Consider the following 18,532-nt stretch of genomic DNA (forward strand, 5'->3'; position numbering starts at 1 on the left):
AAACTACGCACAACGCATCGTCTGAGATATCCTTTTCTCCATCGTTTCTATGGCAACTGCTTATGCGCTTTGCTGAGTACCGCATGGAGCTCCTTGTTAAGGAAGTGATGGTATTCCCGAATGGTCATGCCTATTATGTCTGCCCCAGATGTGGCATAACGCTGGAACGCGAGTTCGTGGCCTACTGTGACCGCTGCGGCCAGCACTTAGGTTGGAGAGGTTACAAGAAAGCCAAAGTCGTTTATCCTGACAGCCGTAAAAAAGTACATACCTGAAACAGCACACAAGGGTGGAGGCAAAACTCCACCCTTGTGCTTTTCTGAATTTCTATTTGACGCTTACGGTATACTGGTGTGGTAAAGAGAAGAGGTGATGACTATGGCGTATTGCTATGATGGGAAAACATATGAAACGATAAAAGAAATGGCAGAGGAATATGGAATTGACCGTCAAAGAATATATTCCTTCCGGCGCCGAGGCTGGTCGCTAGAAGATGCAATGCAAATGTGTGTCAATGATGTGCGAGGAAGAGGGCGACTTTTTGAATACAATGGAAAGTTATATCGTTCGCCTAAAGCGTTGGCTGAAGAATATGGATTACCTTGGAATTCATTAGCACATTACATACAAAGGTGCAAAACAGTAGAAGAAGCGGTAGATCGTTGCAAAGAGGCACAAGAGAAGAAAATTATGCTATGGGGCAAAAAATATCAGAGCAGATATGAGGTGGCAACAGCATTTGGAATTAGAGAGACTTCCATTTCAGCCAGAATCCATACAAGAAACAGGACATTAGAAGAAATTGTTCTTGAACTATTGCAGAAAGAACCGATATGTTTTGAAGGAAAATCCTATAATACATTGGTAGAATTGTGTGCGGAGTATCAAGTGCAGCCCTGCAATGTTTTTGAACGCTTGAAATATGGGAAAACATTGGAGGAAGCTATTTATTTGCCGATCAGGAATAATGGGAAAAGATATGAAATTGAGTATGAAGGGAAAGTATATCAGAATGCTGCTTTTTTATGCAGGGAATATAATATCTCCAAGCTGTTAGTATATGGACAACAGCGCTATAAACCAGAATATTCGTTTATAGAATGTTTCCGTTTAGTGAAGCAATTACGGGATGAATGTGGGTGGCCCAAGACTGAGGTATTTGCTTTTATTCCAAGATGTAAGATTCAAGGGAAATTCTATAAAAGGATATCGGATTTTGCATCGGCTGTCGGCATGACCAGAGGGCAGATAGATACCTATAAATCCCGACACCATCATAAAAATATGATTGAAGCATTACAGGAAATGAAGAAAGACCGTATTCCAGCGTATAAGACGGAATACGGTCTTTTGCCATATAGTGAAGCCAGAAAGAAAAAATACACATCTAAGCAGTTGGAACAATTAGAATATGTCCCAAGTGCATTGCCGCGATACCCTATGCTTCAGTCCTTTGATTTTACACAAGACAGTATGGATATACTTCTTCGATATGAGGAATTATTTCAAAAGCAATCCCAATGTAAGAGAGAGTGGAGGAAACAAAGATAAAGGAGAGTGGGAAAAGAAGAGGGGAGAAGAATTATAGGAAATGTTTCTTTTCCGGTTTAGAGAAGCCCGGAAAAGAATGTGTTGATATCGGTATGGAAGATTTTTGCAAGGGCAACAAGTTCCGATACCTTGATGTTCATACGGTTGGTTTCCAGCTTGGCATAGGTACTTTTGGACATGGAGATACCCATCAGGTTTAATTTTGCAATGACCTGGTCTTGCGTAAGTTTATTTTGATAACGGATGGCTTGGATATTTTTGCCGATATCCATGTCTGGTCTGATCTTCTGCATGATAGAATCCTCTCATTTCTCAATGTTTCGTAATAAAGAAACTTTATATTGATTTTACTGATTTCACTTTTTATAATGTTTCGTAATAAGGAATTATTTATGCAAAGGGGAATGATTATGCATCAGAGCGATATAGAACGGTTTGCTTTCCTGTTTTTATGTGGAAAGCGTGACAGGGCAATCCTGCTGGGAAGAGAAAAAATGACATTTTCAGATTTGGACAGGCTGACATATGTTACCGATTTCCTTGGTCTGACAAGATTGAACCTGGATATCTGGCATCATTATGGAGAACAATTCCGAGAACATTTTCAAAGACTGGAACAGCTATATGATGAAACCTGCAGCATTGTTTCTTGTGATATAACCGAAGTTGATTTATATTTGCAGGATAGATGGTTACAGGAATTTTGTAACAATGTACCAGACAGAAAGATCCGGAAGGAACTAAAAGAATTAGTCAAAAAGATCTATAAGGAAAAGGGAATGGAAATCCCGGAAGAGACAGGCATCATTTAGATGTCTGTCTTTTCTTTTGGAAGGGAGGTGATAGCAAACGTGAGTATCAGTATCCATGAATTATTGGCAGTAGCCAGGGAGTCGGAGGGTGTGAAGGCAGTACAGGGAGATGCCATGCTATGTGAGAAACGGTTTGCACCGGACACACGGTATATGGTGGAGTTTTTGGTGTTGAAGCAGACAGAGAAGTTTGGGGAAGTGGGAATATATCATCGTTACTTTTTAACAAAGAAAGCATATTACGAAATGGTGGAGTTACAGAAACAGGGTATCCTTCGTTTTCAAAGACAGGCGCTTGTTTTGGAAGGAACACTGCATTATCTTCCAGTCCAAACATTTTTTCAAGACTAGAAGTAGGAAGAAAAACAGGCTGGAAAGAAAAGAATGCCTGCCGGGGCGCTCCTCCGAGGGCAAGGGCTCTTTCACCGGAAATTTAACATAGAATAGAAAAGAAGGGAGTGGTAAGCGATGATTATCGGAATCGATCATGGATATTACGCCATTAAAACAAAGCAGGTGTGTTTCCCCACAGGGATCATCCGGTATGAGTATGAACCCTATACCATGCAGAATGTCCTCCAGTACAGGGGAGAATATTATGTGTGTGGGACTGGGAGACAGACATTGGTAAAGGACAAGACCGCCAACGACAATTATTATCTTTTGACGCTGACAGCACTGGCACAGGAGATTCGAAAGCGAAAGGGGGAAAGGGCAGCAAAAGTTGTTCTTGCAGCCGGGCTTCCCCTTACCGGGTTTGGAAGGGAAAAACAGAAATTCAAGGAGTATCTGTTTCGGAAGGAACAGCCTATCTGCTTTTTCTACGAAGGGGAACGCTATGAGATCCAGATTGAGGATGTGAAATTGTTCCCCCAGGGATATTCAGCTCTGGCTCTTTATCCAGAGTATTTAAAAGATGAGCCTTCTGTGCTTCTTGTGGATATCGGAGGCTGGACGGTGGACTTGATGCGGCTTGATAATGCTGTTCCTAACGCAGCTACCTGTAGAAGTCTGGAACTGGGTGTCATCCGTTGTATGGATGAGATCAGAGAACAGGTAAGGAGAAATACAGGACTGTCGGTAACGGAGACGCAGATCGAGCGTGTCTTACGTGGAAAACCCAGCAGCATGCCTGCGGAAGTGGTGTCTTTGATTGAGAGGCAGGGCAGGCTTTATATTGAGAAAATCCTGTCTGCGATCACCGAGGCAGGCTTTGACCTGCGGGCAGTCCCTTCCGTTTTCATGGGAGGCGGTGCTGCTATTTTTAAACACCGTGTAAGCGAGCAGGACCGCCTGTGTCGCCCGATTTACTTGACGGACGTCCATGCCAACGCTGCCGGATATGAACGGATTGTGGGGCAGATGAGGACGCTGTGAGCCGCCCGGTCTTTTCCTTCCGCCCAAACCTTAAGAACCCGGAACATGAAAAAGCGTGGCAGTTTTTGATGGAAATTCCGGCAGGGCAGAGGAACCAGTATCTGGTGGATGTGATCCTGGAACAAGAAGAGAGGGAAACTTTAAAAAGACTCATTCAGGAGGCTGTTCGGGAAGAGTTAAAATGTGGCGATGTGGAACGGATGCCAGCACAGGAAAAGGAAGAAATTCCCGGTCAGATGCTGGATTTTTTATTTCAGATGGAGCAGGAGTAAAGGGGGTGAGGCCTATGGGCAAGGAAAGCATGGCATTGTTGGATATGCTTTGGTTTTGCATACATTTGACATGGTTTCTTTTCCATTTCTGTAGAAAAGAAGGATGCAGTCACAGAAGAGAAGCTGGAAGGCGTGATCTTTGGATTGTATGCAAAAGAAGATATCCTCTCCCAGCAGGGTGAGGTTCTTGTAGAAAAGGACACGCTGCTGGAGAAGAAAGCAACGGATGAGAAGGGACAGCTTACCTTTGACAGCGACCTCTATCATGGAAAATATTATGTGAAAGAGGAAGTGAGAAAGCCGGGATATCTTCCAAATGAGGAAATCTGGGAGATCGATGCCTCTTACACAGATCAGAACCTTGCAGAAATCAAGCTGACAAAAGAAGTGGAAAATCAGCCGACTGAGAGCCAATTTACGAAAACCGATGCAACAACCGGGGAAGAACTGGAAGGCGCGAAGCTTCAGATCATCGATAAAGAGGGCAACATCGTAGAAGAGTGGATCAGTGCAAAAGAACCACACGTAGTTTATGGACTGCCAGAAGGAACGTATATCCTTCACGAAGAACTGCCGCCTTATGCAGAGGGCTATGTATCTGCAGAAGATATCGAGTTTGAAGTAAAAGAAGATGGCAGTGTGACCAAGGTGGAGATGAAGGATGATTATTCCAAAGTGGAAATTTCCAAGACGGATATTACCACAGGCGAGGAACTGGAAGGTGCCAAGCTGCAGATCTTAAATAAAGAGGGTGAGATTCTGGAAGAGTGGGTAACGGATGGAAAGCCTCATCTGGCAGAGAAACTTCCGGTAGGGGAAGAGCTGACTCTGCGTGAGATCACAGCGCCGGAAGGCTATGAGATTGCAGAAGATGTGAAATTCACATTGGAAGATACCATGGAAATCCAGAAGGTGGAAATGAAAGATGCAAGAACACCGGAAACACCGGGTGTACCGCAGACAGGGGATGACCACTGGAAACCAATCCTGCTGTTTGTTCTCCTGGGAGCATCAGCAGCCGGACTCATGGCAACCATGATTTATAAGAAGAAACATGGAAAGACAGAAAAAGCAGATGAAACGAAAAAAGAAGAGTAGGCTGTGGATTCTGCAGGTGATGTTGTGTGTCATCTGCATAATGAGTGCAGCGTTGCTTTATTATGATTTTGTTATCATCCCCCGGCAGAACCGGGAACTGGTGGAGGACTTAAAATCCCACTTCCCGGAGGAATTTCCTCCGGGCGGGGGCTCTCCAACACAAAAAGAAGAACAGGCTGGAAGAGAACTGGAAGTGCCTGCCGTTGACTTTCGCTCCCTCCAGAGTCAGTATCCGGATGTTCGGGGCTGGCTTACGATCCAGGAGAGTGGCATCGATTATCCGGTACTGCAGAGCAGCCCGGAAGAACCGGAGTATTATCTGCCGAGGGATTACCGGGGAAACTACGACATCAATGGAAGTTTGTTCCTCCAGGCAGACTGTATTCTGGGAGAATCGGGAAATCTGACCATCTACGGTCACAACATGAACAGCGGGGCAATGTTCGGGAATCTGGATCAGTACGCCTCCTATGATTACTGGAAAGCACATCCCAGGGTGTTCTTTCAGACACCGGGAGGGATGGAGGAGTACCGGATAGCGGCAGTTTTGAAAGCCGATGTGTCCATGTTCGACTTCCAGAGGACATCTTTTCAGAGTCCACAGGAATTGGAGGCTTATGTAGCGCAGGCAAAAGCGCTGTCGTTGTTTGAAACAGGGGTAGATGGCATAGGTTGTGAGAAAACTCTGACGCTGGTGACCTGCTCTTATGAGTGGAAACAAGCCCGGAACATCCTTGTGGCAGTAAAAACAGGAGCTTAAAGGGGAAAAAGTGTTCAACAGTGGGAACTTTCTTCCGGTCTCTGGATATCTCCAGTACGCTTCGGAGTCAGTAATGTCAGAAAGTGTTCAAAAGTACCCCAAAAGTGCAGAATATGAGACAAGCTGCAGGTAAGAAGTGGCACTACGGAACAAAAAGTGTTCGAAGTTAATGGATGTGCAACGGATCGTGGCGGCTTGTGTAGTCTTGTAGTGTTGGGAAAGTGTTCGAAGATGGGCGCTTTTCCAGCTCTTTGGTGGCTTTTTGGAACTGAAGTTGCCGGGAAGTGTTTGAAAGCACCCGAAAAGTGCAGAATATGAGACAGGGCTGCATGAAAAGGACAGTACCATCATACACAAAAGTGTTCGAGGATGTAGGATGTACAACGAAATGTGGCGTGATGTAGTGTCAGAAAGTGTTTAAAGACTGGGACTTTTGCAGCTATCTGGATGTATCTGCCATCTATCTGGAATGTGTTTTTTAAGCGAAAATCTGAGAGTATAATGAAAATGTAAAATCGGATATAAAACTTAGAAAATGTGAGAAATAGTGCTTGAATTGTAACGACAAAAGCGTTACAATATAAGAAACAAGGAGGTGTGATCATGGAAAAAACAGCAACATTAAACTTAAGAGTAAACCCAACTGTCAAAGAGCGGGCAGAAAAAGTATTGTCTCAGTTAGGTGTTCCTATGTCAACAGCGATTGATATGTATTTGAATCAAATTTCTCTTACAGGTGGAATTCCATTTTCTGTTTCTTTACCAAAAGCACCAGTATCGATTCATGCAGATGCCATGACAACAGAAGAAATCCATCAGAAATTGGAAAAAGGTTACAATGATATAGCTGCAGGAAGAGTGCAAAATGCAGCAGAAGCGTTCGCAAAATTCAGGGAGAATCATTGATATGAAACACTATACGGTTGAGATTACAAATGAAGCATTGGCTGATATGGAGCAGTTATATAATCACATCGCTTATGTTCTTCAGGCACCAGAAAATGCGATGGATCAATACAACCGGATTGCAGACGCTATTTTAACATTGGATACTATGGCTGAGAGAATCCGTATTATGGAATCAGAGCCGGAACGAAGCAAAGAGATGAGAAGATGGTTGGTAGACAATTATTCGGTCTTTTTTGTAATCCAGGGAGATAAGGTGATTGTAACAGATGTACTGTATAGTGCATCAGATATTGAAAGCCGATTAAAAGGTTGAATGAGAAAATTAAACAATATATAAAACATCAGGCAGGATATGTTCCCGTAAAAAGGAAGGTGTCCTGCCTTTTTGCATGAAAGAGAGGGAATTCATATGAGAAAATTTTATACAGCAGAAGCAGTAACAGAAGGACACCCGGACAAATTGTGTGACCAGATTGCAGATGCAATCTTGGATGTGTGTCTGAAACAGGATGAACAGTCCAGAGTAGCATGTGAGGTGCTTGCTACGAAAGGAACGATCATTGTGGCAGGGGAAATCACCAGCACCTATGAACCGGATGTGTTTGCAGTTGTGCGAAAAGTACTGTCTGACGTGGGTTATTCCAGTGAAGGGATTGCAATGGACACTTTTGTCCATCGACAGAGTCCCGATATTGCAGGGGCAGTCGATACTTCAAAAGAACGAAGGGAAGGAGTGTCTGACAATCAGATAGACTGGTTCCAAGGGGCAGGGGATCAGGGTGTGATGATCGGATATGCCTGTGATGAAACGAAGCAGCTCATGCCTATGCCTGTGGTGCTGGCCAATCGGATTGTCCGGGAATTATCTGCCTGCAGACAAAGCTCTTATATTCAGGGGATCTTACCGGATGGGAAAGCCCAGGTGACCGTAGAATATGAAAATGGGAAGCCTGTCCGACTGGATAGTGTGGTAGTGTCCTGCCAGCATACGGAAGAAAAAGATTTGAAAAAGCTGGAAGCGGAGATCCGAAAGAAGGTGTTATTGCCGGCGCTTCGTCCCCTGCCACCGGATGAGGAAACCAAGATTTATATCAATCCATCGGGGCGTTTTGTCTGTGGAGGACTGGATGCAGATACGGGGCTGACTGGAAGGAAGCTGATGGTAGACAGTTATGGAAGCATGGTTCCCCATGGCGGTGGTGCATTTTCCGGAAAGGATTGTTCAAAAGTGGATCGTTCAGCAGCCTATATGGCTAGATATATCGCCAAGAATATCGTAGCTGCGGGGCTTGCCAGCAAGTGTCAAGTGTCTTTGGCTTATGCAATCGGAGTGGCACAGCCAGTTATGGTGCAGGTGGACACGTTTGGTACGGGAAACGTGTGTGCGGATGACTGTCTGGAGCTGGCAATCCCGCTGGTGTTTGGGCTGACTCCGAAGCAGATCGTGGATACCCTGCGCCTTACCCGTCCTATTTTCCGACAGACTGCAGCCTTCGGGCATTTCGGAAGAAAAGAGTTTCCGTGGGAGCGCACCGATAAGGTCGAGGCTCTTCGCAATGCAGTGATCTGATGGCTTGGGTTACTGAAGAAGAATATCAGGCAGCCAAGCAGGTGAGAGCCTACGAGTATCTGCAGACATACCAGCTGGGGAGATTGAAAAAAACACGGACAAGAAAACTAAAAAGAGAAAATGAGACATTACGGAAAGAAAATGAAGCAATGCGAAAAGCATTGAATAAAAGAGATTTGAATTTGATCAAGAATTTTTAATGAAGAAAATAATCAGCGGCTGGCAGGGGCGTGAAGAACGTGCCTGCTGGTAGTTGTGGGGATAAAGCAAAATGGAAAGAGAAGTAAGACTTTCCATTTTGTTATTTAGATATTTCATGATACAATAGTGCTATAAGTTAAATTTGAGGGAGGGATTTCTACGATAGTACTTTTGGAAAAATTTCGTGAAGTAATAAATAAAAGAATACAAGAGAAAAAGAAAAATGAATTTACAGACTTGGCGCCCATTGATGATATTGAAAATGGAGCTGAATATTTAAAAGCATTACATTGGGCGATAAAGAAAAAGAAAGTTAAAAATATTGCACTGGCAGGTCCATATGGTGCAGGAAAGAGTAGTATCATTGATACATATTTGAAAAAACATAGAATGATTAGAAATAAATCTCTTCGTGTTTCAATGGCAACTTTTGTTGAAAATGAAACTGATGAGAACGGGAATCCTAAGAAAATTTCATTGGGACAAGATGAAATAGAATTAGGAATTTTGAAGCAATTATTTTATAAAGTCAATTATAAAAAGATACCGCAGAGCAGATATCGGAAGCTGCACAAAATTAATTGGAAACGTGTCTGGGGATATTTGGTTTTGATATTTTTAATTTTGGGAGTGATGGAATTTATATTTTTTCCAGATACTTTTCAAATGATAATCGAAAAAATAGAAGAGGCAGGTGGAAAATTTGGATTAAAAGGAATGGTTTCGGATATTATTTTCCTTGCTTTTTGTGTGGGAATATTGGCAATTATTGCCCGAACATATCGTTTGGTGCTGTTTCGTTTTAAAGTAAATGAAGTAAAATTGCCAACAGAGACAGTTGTGAAAAATTCTGAAACTGCAGCGGAAACTGTATTTAATAAAAATATGGATGAAATTGTATATTTTTTGAAGAGACAAAGTATAGAATTGTGTTTTTTGAAGATCTAGATCGTTTAGAAGATCCATCTATTTTTATCCATCTTCGGGAATTGAATACATTATTGAATAATTACGATGGGATTAAGGGGCGCATCGTTTTTGTTTATGCTATTAGAGATGATATATTTACGGACACAGACAGAACAAAGTTCTTTGAATTTATTATTCCTGTAATCCCAATTATAAATTCTACGAATTCAGGGGAAATCTTTTTACAAAAACTTGAGGAATCTGAAAAGAAAGGGATTGTTCATGAAATCTCACAGGAATTTATATTAGACGTATCTCCATATGTTGAAGATATGCGAATTCTTCAGAATATATACAATGAGTTTGTCATCTATAAGGAAACGATTCGTACTGATCAGGAACTGAAATTGTCAGATGAAACAATGATGGCATTGATTATTTTTAAAAATTTGTATCCACGGGAGTTTGCAGAACTTCAAATGGAGAGAGGAGTTGTGAAACAAGCTTTTGAGGATAAGCAAAGATATATCTCTGGACAATGTATGAAATGGCATAATGAAGTTGATGAACTTACACAGGAATTAGAAAAATATCATGATGACTGTTTAGAACACATAAAAGAACTTAAAACAGCTATGCTTGGTGCTATGGTGAATTGGCAAGGCATTCCATATAGTATTAATAAAAGCTATTGGGATAAATGTTCAGTAAGTAAAATAATGGAGGATTCGTTTGAATTATCGAAACTTGCGGAATTAAAAGATGTTGAAATTGAGTATTATACATGGAGTTGTTTCCAGTCGGAAAAATCTGTGAGTGATTTTCAAGAAGTTTTTCAACTATATTATGAAAGAATTAAAAATTTTCAATTTATCCAAGAAAAAGGTGTTAGTTCAATAAAGAGTGAAATTGAAGATTTGAAGAAGAATGTACATGAACTTTCAGGCTGGTCACTTAAAAAGCTGATAGAAAAATTTGGAGTCCATAATGTACTATCTGAAAAAGTTGCTGAAAATAAATTGCTCGTATTTATGCTTCGAAGAGGATACATTGATGAAAAATACGCAAACTATATCAATTATTTTAAGGGGACAAGCATTACAAAAGAAGATATGAATTATATACTGGCAGTAAAAAATATGGAAAAGCTACCATATAATTATAATTTGACAAAAGTTGGAATGGTTATACAGCGTTTACAACCGTATGAATTCGAACAAAAAAGTATTTTCAATTTTATTCTTTTGGAATTTTTATTGTCTGAAGAGAATGAGAATGAAAAATGTATGATATTAATCGATCAATTATCTGATAGAACAGTGGAAAGCTGGGAGTTTATAGATGAATTTATTGAGCAAACTCAATATAAAGAGAGATTGATTCAATTATTAGCAATACGTTGGCCTGATATGTGGAATGATATTGTCCAGGATATATCGATAACATACGAAAGGAAAATTTTTTATTTACAGTTACTTATTGATAACGTGGATACAGAACGCTTATTTGAATTAAATGACAATAATAAGATGAGCGGCTTTATAGAGGAAAATCCAGATATATTACAACAGCTATCAGCTATTCAAGATCAAAAGGTGATTTCCTTAATTGAAACACTTGGAATTGTTTTTACGAATGTTTCTATTGCAAATGTTTCGGAGGAAATTTTGAGATATGTTTTTGAAAATCGGTGCTATGAGTTAAATGATACGATGATACGTAGGATTGTGGAATTTGAAAATGATACAATGCTTTCCAGTTTAGATACTCGAAATTATACAACAATTATTTCACTAGGATATGAACCGTTAATTAAATACATACAAGAAAATTTGAAACAGTATGTGAAGGAAATTATATTAGCACCTAATAATACTAAGGAAGATGTTGAACAGATTATGGATTTGTTAGAAAGAATGTTGGAAAATGCTCCAGAAGAGACCGAAATCTGTTTGGAATTAGTGAATCATGAAGAATTTTGTGTAGATGATATTTCTGAATGCTGTGGAAAGTTCGATTCTGATTTTGATAAGGACGTGAAAATTCTTTGGGATGAGTTATTGGATAAAGGAAAAGTAAGCTTGAAATGGGAGAATATCAAATGTTATTGGGACAGATATAAGATTACGCCAGAACTACTTCAATACATTGAAACAAATAGTGATCAACTTACATTTTTAGAGGATCAGTGTTTAAATGAAGTGTTTGCCGAAGAACTTATTACAAGTACAATTGATGATTCTGCTTTTGAAAAACTATTACCTCAGTTGGAATTAGAATTTGATATTCCAATAGAGAAGGTTGAGAGACAGAAAGTGGGAATTTTGATTAAGAAAAAATATATTCCTTTTGATGTTAATAAATATGGTGAAATTAAAGATGTCTATCCTGATTTATGTCCAGATTTTATTTTGTATAATCAAGCGGAATATATGGAAGTAATGGAAAAGATTCCAATGGGAGAAACATTATTAGAAACACTATTGCTTTCGCCTATTCTCGATTTTTCTAATGCAGAAGTTCTGTTGGATGCTTTTGGAGAAAATTATATGACTGCAAAAATTGCTGAAAACTTAGTTGATTCAAATATGACGATTAACAAATCCATATTTACAGCAGCCTGGGAATATGTAGATGAAAAAGGGAAAAAGACGTTGATGTTTAAATACCTTTCGATTTTAGAAGCGGCTGATTTTGAAAAATGTTTTTCAGAACTTACACAATGGTATTCAGGATTTTGCGATAGAAGTAAAAAACATAGCGTGGAATTACCTAATAACGAAGAAAGCCAAAGGCTTGCTAAACGATTACAAGAAGTATCGTACATTACAAGTTACAAATTACAAGAAAAAGATGTCTATGATTCTGTTACGGAAACAAAAAAGAAAAAGAGTACTTTTGTGTGTTGGATAAAAGCAATCAAAGGATAAAAAAATTTTCATAGTATTTAAGGAAGATCAAGGTAGGGTATAAAAGCCCTGCCTTTTTCTGAATAGAAGTGTACACAGTACACAAATGTACATACCGTTAAACCTCCTATTTTCAAGGCATAAAGGGATAGGGGTACAGTTTACCGATGAGCCGACCGGCAATCTGGACAGTAAAAATAGTCAGGAAGTCTTGGCTCTCCTGCAAACCATGTCGGCCAAGTACCAGCAAACCATTTTGATGATTACCCACAACAAAAATCATGCAAGTGCGGCAGACCGCATTTTCAATATGTCTGATGGTGTGCTGAAGGAGTTGGGGGCGAGCCGGAAATGAAACACTACCTCGACTTGGTTTCTATCTCCAACAAGGTTCACCGCAGGCAAAGCCGCATGACACGCATTTGCATTGTGCTGGCGGTTTTCCTGGTTGCAGTCATGTTTGGACTGGCCGATATGTATTTGAAAAGCATGACGGATGAAACCCGGCATCAAACTGGAGATTGGCATTGTAAAATCACAGCTATTGACGAAAAAACATCCGAATATATTGCTGCCCGCCCTGAAATAGACTTGTCTGGCTGGCAAGGCAACATTCCCGCAGAAATCGGCTGCACAGTGGCAGATCAGCCCGTTTCTGTTGCAGGGATGGACGAGACAATATTTTCTGAAATTTATTTAGGTTCTGTCCTTTCAGGTGAGTTCCCTGAGATAGCTGGACAGGTAGCTGTTTCATCTACATTAGCACAAACAGCAGGAATTTCGTTGGGAGATACTCTTACTTTGAACTCTCCTGATGGGAGTACAATGCAACTGGCGATTACGGGAATTATGGATGATCATGCCGCCAATATGATCTCGGGAAGTGCCAGTGCAGTCCTTTTGACACCTGAAGGGCTGTCAAGCATTCAAACTGCGGATCTAAGCGGCAACTGGCAGTATGTCGTTCGGTTCTCGCTGCTCACTAATGTTGGTTCCAGCATTGCTGATATTCAGCAGCAAAACGGCATATCTGATGCACAAATCACCCAAAATGAAGAACTGCTCAGTATGCTCGGGCAGCTGCCGGGTTCCAATATGTCGCAGATATACACAATGGCATTTCTGCTTTCTTTGGTGGTAATGGGAACTTGTGTTATGATGATTTCCAGTAGTTTGAATAGTAATGTCAGCCAGCGCATGGAGTTTTTCGGTTTACTGCGCTGTTTGGGAGCCACTCGTCGCCAAGTATTGCGCTTTGTTCGCCGTGAGGCTTTACAGTGGTGCATTACCGCCATACCCATTGGTATCGGGTTAAGTATCGTGGTGGTTTGGGGACTGTGTGCAGTCATGCGGCAGCTCAGCACTGTATGGTTTGGTTATATGCCTATCTTTGGCATTAGCTGGCTAAGCATTGGTGTGAGCATTGTATTGGGACTTATTACCGTTCTATTGGCGGCTCGGACCCCCGCAAAAATGGCAGCAAAGGTTTCCCCATTGGAGGCTGTCACAGGCAATACACAGCAGGAATCCTCGTTCCGCCATGCGGCAAACACTCGGCGGTGGCATGTAGAGGTAGCACTTGGTATCCATCATGCCAAGGCCAAACGGCGCAGCTATATTCTGATGACAGGTGCATTTGCAATCTGCATCACCTTGTTTTTAGGGTTCTGTACGCTGGTTCCCTTTATGGAAAACGCATTTATGCCGAAAGAATGGTCGCCCGAGCTTTCCATTGTCAGTGACACAAATACTTGTTCCATTCCGGCGGATCGAAGGGATGCCGTAGTACAAAATTCCGCTGTTAGTCGAGTGTTTGGCAGAATGTTTGCTTATGATGTTCCTGCCCAAATTAGCGGCGCAATCCATAACAGCAATCTAATCTCCTATGAAGAAAATCAGTTCCGCTGGGCGCAAGATCAACTAATTGCAGGTTCTATAGATACTGTAACGAACACGCCGGGACAGGTCTTGTTTGTGGCAAACACAGGAACAGAAGTGCAGGTGGGAGATACCATTACACTGACAATAAACGGGAAGGATCAAACAGTTACGGTAGGGGGTGTTTTGTCTGACAGCCTATTGGCTCGTGCAGAGAGAACGGAAACACTGATCTGCTCCGAGGAAACTTTTTCGCAGCTGACGGGTGAGACTGGTTATACTATCCTGGATGTCCAGTTCCGCTTTGGTTCTGATGAAGAAGATGTTGCCGAGGTTGAAGCATTGTTCGGTGAAGGAGTCACTTTCACTGATGTCTTAATCCAAGCACAGCAACAACGTGGCCTTTATTATGCTTTTGCAACATTGGTATATGGTTTCCTGTCAATCATTGTAGCCATTACGATTTTCCATATTATGAATACCATCAGCATGGGAGTTTCCGCCCGAACTCGCCAATATGGAGTAATGCGTGCCATTGGCATGAGTAATCAACAGCTTACACGCATGATTTCTGCGGAAGCTGCCTCGTATGCCATAAGTGGTGTCATATTGGGATGTATTTTCGGATTGCTGTTTCATTGGTTCCTGTACTCCAGCCTTATCACTCGCACATTCGGAAATCCCTGGAGTGTTCCGTGGCTGGAATTGTGCTTGATCATAGGCGTGATTCTCGCAACCACGGCGCTGGCTGTACGAGGCCCAGCAAGAAGATTACACGCTATGTCGATTGTGGAAAATATCAGCTCGCAATAAAATTATATGGCATACGGCCAATGGGCTAAATACTCATGTGGATTTGAAAGGTTGTCCCTCCGAGAAGATCGGTGTGGGCAACCTTTTTATTTATCTTACAGATAAGTAAGATGGAAGTCATTTGGAAGTAAGATTGATTCCTTAAAATCGAAACAAATAAAGATTTCCTGCCGGACGACGGCAAAAGAAAAAAAGCCGTCGTAGAGCAGACAATTTGACACGCCCATTTGAAACGGCGGCTTTGATTTTCAGAGCCGCCGTTTCTTTGCGTTTGCACAAACCTATGACGACTTGCAGGGACACGGTAGCCGATTGGAGGTTATTTTGCCGTGTCTCGTTTGCTTTTTCAAAGCTCACATGATCTACATCAGTTAAAAAAAGCATTGCTCCTCCTCCGGGCAAGTATAACATTGCATCGGCATTATCGTTCCATGTAATTCAGTATAATAATGGCTGTTCTTGGCGCGCCAGTTTTCCCTCACGGAAATCTGGCGTTTTTTGTTGCCATTTTTTCGGAGATGACCCGGTTGTCTGCCGGTGTCGGTCTCCACCTCCATTCGATTCACCCGTCAATCACCCGTGAATCGAAATGGAGGTACATAATGAAGAAAATTAACCTTCGGGAACTTTATCCTGATGTTTATACAACAGACTTTTTTGTAGATGTGACAGAGGAAGTAATGGAGACTATTCGAGCAGCTGAACGTGCGGAGGCTGCGTATGAGCGAAAGATGTATCGTTATAAAGCACAGTATTCTCTGGATTGCGAGAATGGCATTGAAAATGCGGTGTTGTTGAAGCCGCAGACACCGGAGATGGTTCTGGAGGAAAAACAGTTTCAGGAGCAGGTCTATGCCGCTGTGATGAAGCTGCCGGAGAAACAGGCAAAGCGAATTTATGCCCGATACTATCTGGGAATGACGGTAAATGAAATTGCCGAAGTAGAAGGTGTAGACCCAAGCCGTGTCCGAGACAGTATCCGCCGTGGATTAAAGCAGCTTGTAAAATATTTTTGATAAAATTTCATTTGATGCGCCTGTTTTTTGCCTTTTTTGTCAGTGTTAATAAGAAGGACAAGTTTTCCTCCTTCATCAGTACATTGACAATCGAATAGACAGCACAACAGGTACATAACCCATGTACGAGCGAATATGAAACGCCGCGAAGATGGAGCAGTCAGGGAGGTGATGAAAAGACTTCTTCGGAGCGATCTACGATTTCATAAAACGGATTGTGGCAGATTCGGCGCGATGACTGCATGGGGGCTTAAAGATACTTCCTCACGGCCCGCCAAAGACTTGGGGGGAACCCTGCGGCACACGATACGAACGGTGCTGCGGAGTTATGACAGCCGCGCCAGCGGAGACCTGTTGTGTTCCCATCGTCAGGGGGCGTGGCAAAGGTGACGAAAGCTGAGCTTTATAAATAGGAAGCGTTTGCAGCTTCCTGTTCAAAATCAGATACCATGCGCTGGCAGTTTCGGCTGCCAGCGTATTCATGTGGCTTTGAACAAACACGATGACAAACTTGACAGATTGGAGGAAATATGCTTTATGGAAAAACTTATTACACGAAAAGAAGCAGCAGAAATTTTAGGTATCAGCATTGCAACCCTGGACGCGGCCCGTAACAATGGTCTTATTTCTTATGTGCAATATGTGCAGAATGGCTGTGTGTACTTTACCTCAGCGGGCCTTCAGGAGTATATCGCAAAATGCACCCACAGAGCAAAGCCAGCAGAAAAGAACGCAACTTATCGTAAACCTCGCAGAGCTGGAGTGTGAGCCGGCCCGTATCCTTGCCGGAATCGGAATGGTTTGATAAAACATAGATACAGCGCTGGAGTATATTCTTAGGAGGTGGCGGAATTGGCAAAAAGAAAAAGAGCAATTCCACAATACGGTACAGTTACGCTTAACGGCATAGATTATTATAGAACGCGGGTTCAGAACGCAGATGGAAAACTGGTGGCCCTTTATGCGAGAACACCGGAAGAATTATATGATAAAGAGTTGGGTGCATTAGAGCAGATCGACAACGATACATTCTGCCGGAAATCCCCGACGGTTGCAGACTACTGTGAAAAATGGCTTTTGATGCAGTCGGTTCATGTGAGGGCAACCACGCTGATAGATTATACATCAAAGGTCAGACGGCACATTATAAAAGAACTGGGGCAGATGCGGATGGCAGATGTGACACTGGATGACATTCAGCTTGCACTTGTTCCTGTTTCTGAGAAGTCCGCTTCGGTATATAAGTCAGTGGTTATCCTGTATAAATCTATTTTCCGGGCAGCAAAGGAAAGTAAGATTATTGATAACAACCCAACGATTTACCTTACGGCCAAAGGCGGAGGCATTCCGCAAAAGGACAAAGCTGTATTGACAGATGAACAGGCCGCCAGACTGCTGGATGCCATTCAGGGACTTCCGCCGTATGTATTTGTCATGTTAGGGCTGTATGCAGGATTGCGGCGAGAAGAAATTCTTGCCCTAAAATGGGATTCTGTATATCTGGATGTGGATTGCCCTTATTTAACGGTGCGCAGGGCATGGCACACGGAAAATAACAGACCGGTGATTCTGGATGAGCTGAAAACGAAAGCCGCGCATCGAAATATTCCGTTGCCGGTTTGCCTTGCAGAGTGTCTGAAAGAGGCAAAGGCTAATTCACAGTCAGAATATGTAGTGTCGAACAGAGATGGTGATCCGTTATCCTATACGCAGTTCAAGCGGCTCTGGCAGTATATTGTGACCCGAACTGTCAAGGAGCGTTTCTATTATCGCTACGAGGATGGAAAGCGTGTAAAGCACACGGTTACGCCGGTCCTCGGTGAAAAGGCAGCACATAACGGAAAAGTGATTTACAGCTTGGATTTTGAAGTGACGCCGCACCAGCTGCGGCATACATACATTACGAATCTGATTCATTCGTCCGTAGACCCGAAAACGGTTCAATACCTGGCGGGACATGAGAGCAGTAAAATTACGATGGACATTTACGCAAAGGTCAAATACAACAGACCGGATGAGCTGGTAAGAACAATGGGTGGTGCATTTGCCCAGTGGGATGCAGCACAGGCATAACATTATAAAAGCAGGAAACAACGCAGGAGCGAGGCAAGGATTGAAGTGACCCCAAAAAGTTAGACAATATTTTCAAATAAATACTGTTCAAGCTACTGAAAGGGCTTGTTGTCTGTGTAAGACAGGCGGCAAGCCCTTTAATTTCGCCTTAATTCTTTTGTTATTGTAGTAATCTAAATATTCTATCAGTTCTTGCTTAAAGTGCTCCATGGAGTTAAATTCTTGCAGGTAGAGCAGCTCGCTTTTGAGCAGACCAAAAAAGTTCTCAATCACTGCATTGTCCAAGCAGTTACCTTTGCGGCTCATGCTCTGCCGGATACCCTTGTTTCTGAGCATTTGTTGGTATTGTTTATGCTGGTAATGCCAGCCTTGGTCTGAGTGAAG

General features: G+C 42.2%; 18 protein-coding genes and 3 pseudogenes. 18 read left to right on the forward strand and 3 right to left on the reverse strand.

The window, feature by feature from the left end; genetic code table 11:
- Together T363_RS0111825 and T363_RS0111830 are read left to right on the forward strand one after the other, a co-directional pair.
- A pseudogene (locus T363_RS0111825) lies at window positions 1-275 on the forward strand (hypothetical protein); the annotation flags it as partial.
- A 103-nt stretch (window positions 276-378) separates the two neighbouring features.
- Complete coding sequence (locus tag T363_RS0111830; protein WP_031476111.1) at window positions 379-1,551, forward strand: hypothetical protein; 1,173 nt, start codon at window positions 379-381, stop codon at window positions 1,549-1,551.
- Between the two features lie 56 nt (window positions 1,552-1,607).
- Here T363_RS0111830 and T363_RS0111835 read toward each other — a convergent pair whose 3' ends face one another.
- Complete coding sequence (locus T363_RS0111835; protein ID WP_004848380.1) at window positions 1,608-1,844, reverse strand: helix-turn-helix domain-containing protein; 237 nt, start codon at window positions 1,842-1,844, stop codon at window positions 1,608-1,610.
- Between the two features lie 117 nt (window positions 1,845-1,961).
- Between T363_RS0111835 and T363_RS0111840 the strand changes: the two genes are divergently transcribed.
- The 13 genes and pseudogenes from T363_RS0111840 to T363_RS0111905 all read left to right on the forward strand — a co-directional run bounded on the left by T363_RS0111840 (window position 1,962) and on the right by T363_RS0111905 (window position 15,059).
- Window positions 1,962-2,363 (forward strand): hypothetical protein, encoded by a 402-nt coding sequence (locus tag T363_RS0111840; protein ID WP_031476114.1) that lies wholly within the window; start codon window positions 1,962-1,964, stop codon window positions 2,361-2,363.
- 39 nt (window positions 2,364-2,402) lie between these two features.
- The gene (locus tag T363_RS0111845) at window positions 2,403-2,714 is read left to right on the forward strand and encodes a DUF5720 family protein (protein ID WP_031476116.1); all 312 of its coding nucleotides are present in this window, start codon (window positions 2,403-2,405) and stop codon (window positions 2,712-2,714) included.
- A gap of 117 nt (window positions 2,715-2,831) precedes the next feature.
- Window positions 2,832-3,740, forward strand: a complete 909-nt coding sequence (locus T363_RS0111850) for a ParM/StbA family protein (protein ID WP_031476118.1) — start codon at window positions 2,832-2,834, stop codon at window positions 3,738-3,740.
- Complete coding sequence (locus T363_RS0111855; protein ID WP_031476120.1) at window positions 3,737-4,012, forward strand: hypothetical protein; 276 nt, start codon at window positions 3,737-3,739, stop codon at window positions 4,010-4,012. Before T363_RS0111850 ends, T363_RS0111855 begins: the two co-directional genes overlap by 4 nt.
- An 84-nt stretch (window positions 4,013-4,096) precedes the next feature.
- Window positions 4,097-5,110: an MSCRAMM family protein gene (locus T363_RS0111860; RefSeq protein WP_407919081.1), complete on the forward strand. Its 1,014-nt coding sequence runs from the start codon at window positions 4,097-4,099 to the stop codon at window positions 5,108-5,110.
- On the forward strand, window positions 5,067-5,870 hold the full coding sequence (locus T363_RS0111865) for a class B sortase (protein WP_021651991.1): 804 nt from the start codon (window positions 5,067-5,069) through the stop codon (window positions 5,868-5,870). The genes T363_RS0111860 and T363_RS0111865 overlap by 44 nt, the downstream gene beginning before the upstream one ends.
- Window positions 5,871-6,473: 603 nt before the next feature.
- Window positions 6,474-6,776, forward strand: a complete 303-nt coding sequence (locus tag T363_RS0111870; RefSeq protein WP_009248024.1) for a type II toxin-antitoxin system RelB/DinJ family antitoxin — start codon at window positions 6,474-6,476, stop codon at window positions 6,774-6,776.
- Window positions 6,736-7,092: a type II toxin-antitoxin system RelE/ParE family toxin gene (locus T363_RS0111875; RefSeq protein ID WP_407919080.1), complete on the forward strand. Its 357-nt coding sequence runs from the start codon at window positions 6,736-6,738 to the stop codon at window positions 7,090-7,092. The genes T363_RS0111870 and T363_RS0111875 overlap by 41 nt, the downstream gene beginning before the upstream one ends.
- A 96-nt stretch (window positions 7,093-7,188) precedes the next feature.
- Entirely contained in the window at window positions 7,189-8,349 is a 1,161-nt protein-coding gene (gene metK / locus T363_RS0111880) for a methionine adenosyltransferase (protein WP_009248022.1), read from the forward strand.
- Complete coding sequence (locus T363_RS0111885; protein WP_031476128.1) at window positions 8,349-8,549, forward strand: hypothetical protein; 201 nt, start codon at window positions 8,349-8,351, stop codon at window positions 8,547-8,549. The genes metK and T363_RS0111885 overlap by 1 nt, the downstream gene beginning before the upstream one ends.
- Window positions 8,550-8,787: 238 nt before the next feature.
- Window positions 8,788-12,389: pseudogene (locus T363_RS0111895) on the forward strand (YobI family P-loop NTPase).
- Window positions 12,390-12,534: 145 nt separating this feature from the next.
- Window positions 12,535-12,723 (forward strand): annotated as a pseudogene (locus tag T363_RS16755) (ABC transporter ATP-binding protein); the annotation flags it as partial.
- On the forward strand, window positions 12,720-15,059 hold the full coding sequence (locus tag T363_RS0111905; RefSeq protein WP_031476136.1) for an FtsX-like permease family protein: 2,340 nt from the start codon (window positions 12,720-12,722) through the stop codon (window positions 15,057-15,059). The pseudogene T363_RS16755 and the gene T363_RS0111905, both read left to right, overlap by 4 nt.
- A 141-nt stretch (window positions 15,060-15,200) precedes the next feature.
- Here T363_RS0111905 and T363_RS16410 read toward each other — a convergent pair whose 3' ends face one another.
- On the reverse strand, window positions 15,201-15,443 hold the full coding sequence (locus T363_RS16410) for a hypothetical protein (RefSeq protein ID WP_034972320.1): 243 nt from the start codon (window positions 15,441-15,443) through the stop codon (window positions 15,201-15,203).
- 218 nt (window positions 15,444-15,661) lie between these two features.
- Between T363_RS16410 and T363_RS0111915 the strand changes: the two genes are divergently transcribed.
- The 3 genes from T363_RS0111915 (at window position 15,662) to T363_RS0111925 (ending at window position 18,148) form a co-directional block, all read left to right on the forward strand.
- Window positions 15,662-16,075 (forward strand): sigma-70 family RNA polymerase sigma factor, encoded by a 414-nt coding sequence (locus T363_RS0111915; protein WP_031476138.1) that lies wholly within the window; start codon window positions 15,662-15,664, stop codon window positions 16,073-16,075.
- A gap of 537 nt (window positions 16,076-16,612) precedes the next feature.
- Window positions 16,613-16,843: a helix-turn-helix domain-containing protein gene (locus T363_RS0111920; RefSeq protein WP_008728422.1), complete on the forward strand. Its 231-nt coding sequence runs from the start codon at window positions 16,613-16,615 to the stop codon at window positions 16,841-16,843.
- Between the two features lie 84 nt (window positions 16,844-16,927).
- A complete protein-coding gene (locus T363_RS0111925; protein ID WP_031476141.1) occupies window positions 16,928-18,148 on the forward strand; it encodes a tyrosine-type recombinase/integrase in 1,221 nt (406 codons plus the stop codon).
- A gap of 87 nt (window positions 18,149-18,235) precedes the next feature.
- On the opposite strand, the gene T363_RS0111930 is transcribed toward T363_RS0111925, so the two are convergent.
- On the reverse strand, window positions 18,236-18,532 hold a 297-nt coding region (locus T363_RS0111930; RefSeq protein ID WP_031476143.1), incomplete at its 5' end, for an IS3 family transposase.

The sequence above is a fragment of the Agathobaculum desmolans ATCC 43058 genome (assembly GCF_000701665.1).
Lineage (GTDB): Bacteria > Bacillota > Clostridia > Oscillospirales > Butyricicoccaceae > Agathobaculum > Agathobaculum desmolans.

Coding starts and splice junctions, on each gene's coding strand:
- T363_RS0111830 (WP_031476111.1), top strand. CDS start 379: ATGGCGTATTGCTATGATGGGAAAACATATGAAACGATAAAAGAAATG.
- T363_RS0111835 (WP_004848380.1), bottom strand. CDS start 1,844: ATGCAGAAGATCAGACCAGACATGGATATCGGCAAAAATATCCAAGCC.
- T363_RS0111840 (WP_031476114.1), top strand. CDS start 1,962: ATGCATCAGAGCGATATAGAACGGTTTGCTTTCCTGTTTTTATGTGGA.
- T363_RS0111850 (WP_031476118.1), top strand. CDS start 2,832: ATGATTATCGGAATCGATCATGGATATTACGCCATTAAAACAAAGCAG.
- T363_RS0111865 (WP_021651991.1), top strand. CDS start 5,067: ATGGAAAGACAGAAAAAGCAGATGAAACGAAAAAAGAAGAGTAGGCTG.
- T363_RS0111870 (WP_009248024.1), top strand. CDS start 6,474: ATGGAAAAAACAGCAACATTAAACTTAAGAGTAAACCCAACTGTCAAA.
- T363_RS0111875 (WP_407919080.1), top strand. CDS start 6,736: ATGCAGCAGAAGCGTTCGCAAAATTCAGGGAGAATCATTGATATGAAA.
- metK (WP_009248022.1), top strand. CDS start 7,189: ATGAGAAAATTTTATACAGCAGAAGCAGTAACAGAAGGACACCCGGAC.
- T363_RS0111885 (WP_031476128.1), top strand. CDS start 8,349: ATGGCTTGGGTTACTGAAGAAGAATATCAGGCAGCCAAGCAGGTGAGA.
- T363_RS0111905 (WP_031476136.1), top strand. CDS start 12,720: ATGAAACACTACCTCGACTTGGTTTCTATCTCCAACAAGGTTCACCGC.
- T363_RS16410 (WP_034972320.1), bottom strand. CDS start 15,443: ATGCTTTTTTTAACTGATGTAGATCATGTGAGCTTTGAAAAAGCAAAC.
- T363_RS0111915 (WP_031476138.1), top strand. CDS start 15,662: ATGAAGAAAATTAACCTTCGGGAACTTTATCCTGATGTTTATACAACA.
- T363_RS0111920 (WP_008728422.1), top strand. CDS start 16,613: ATGGAAAAACTTATTACACGAAAAGAAGCAGCAGAAATTTTAGGTATC.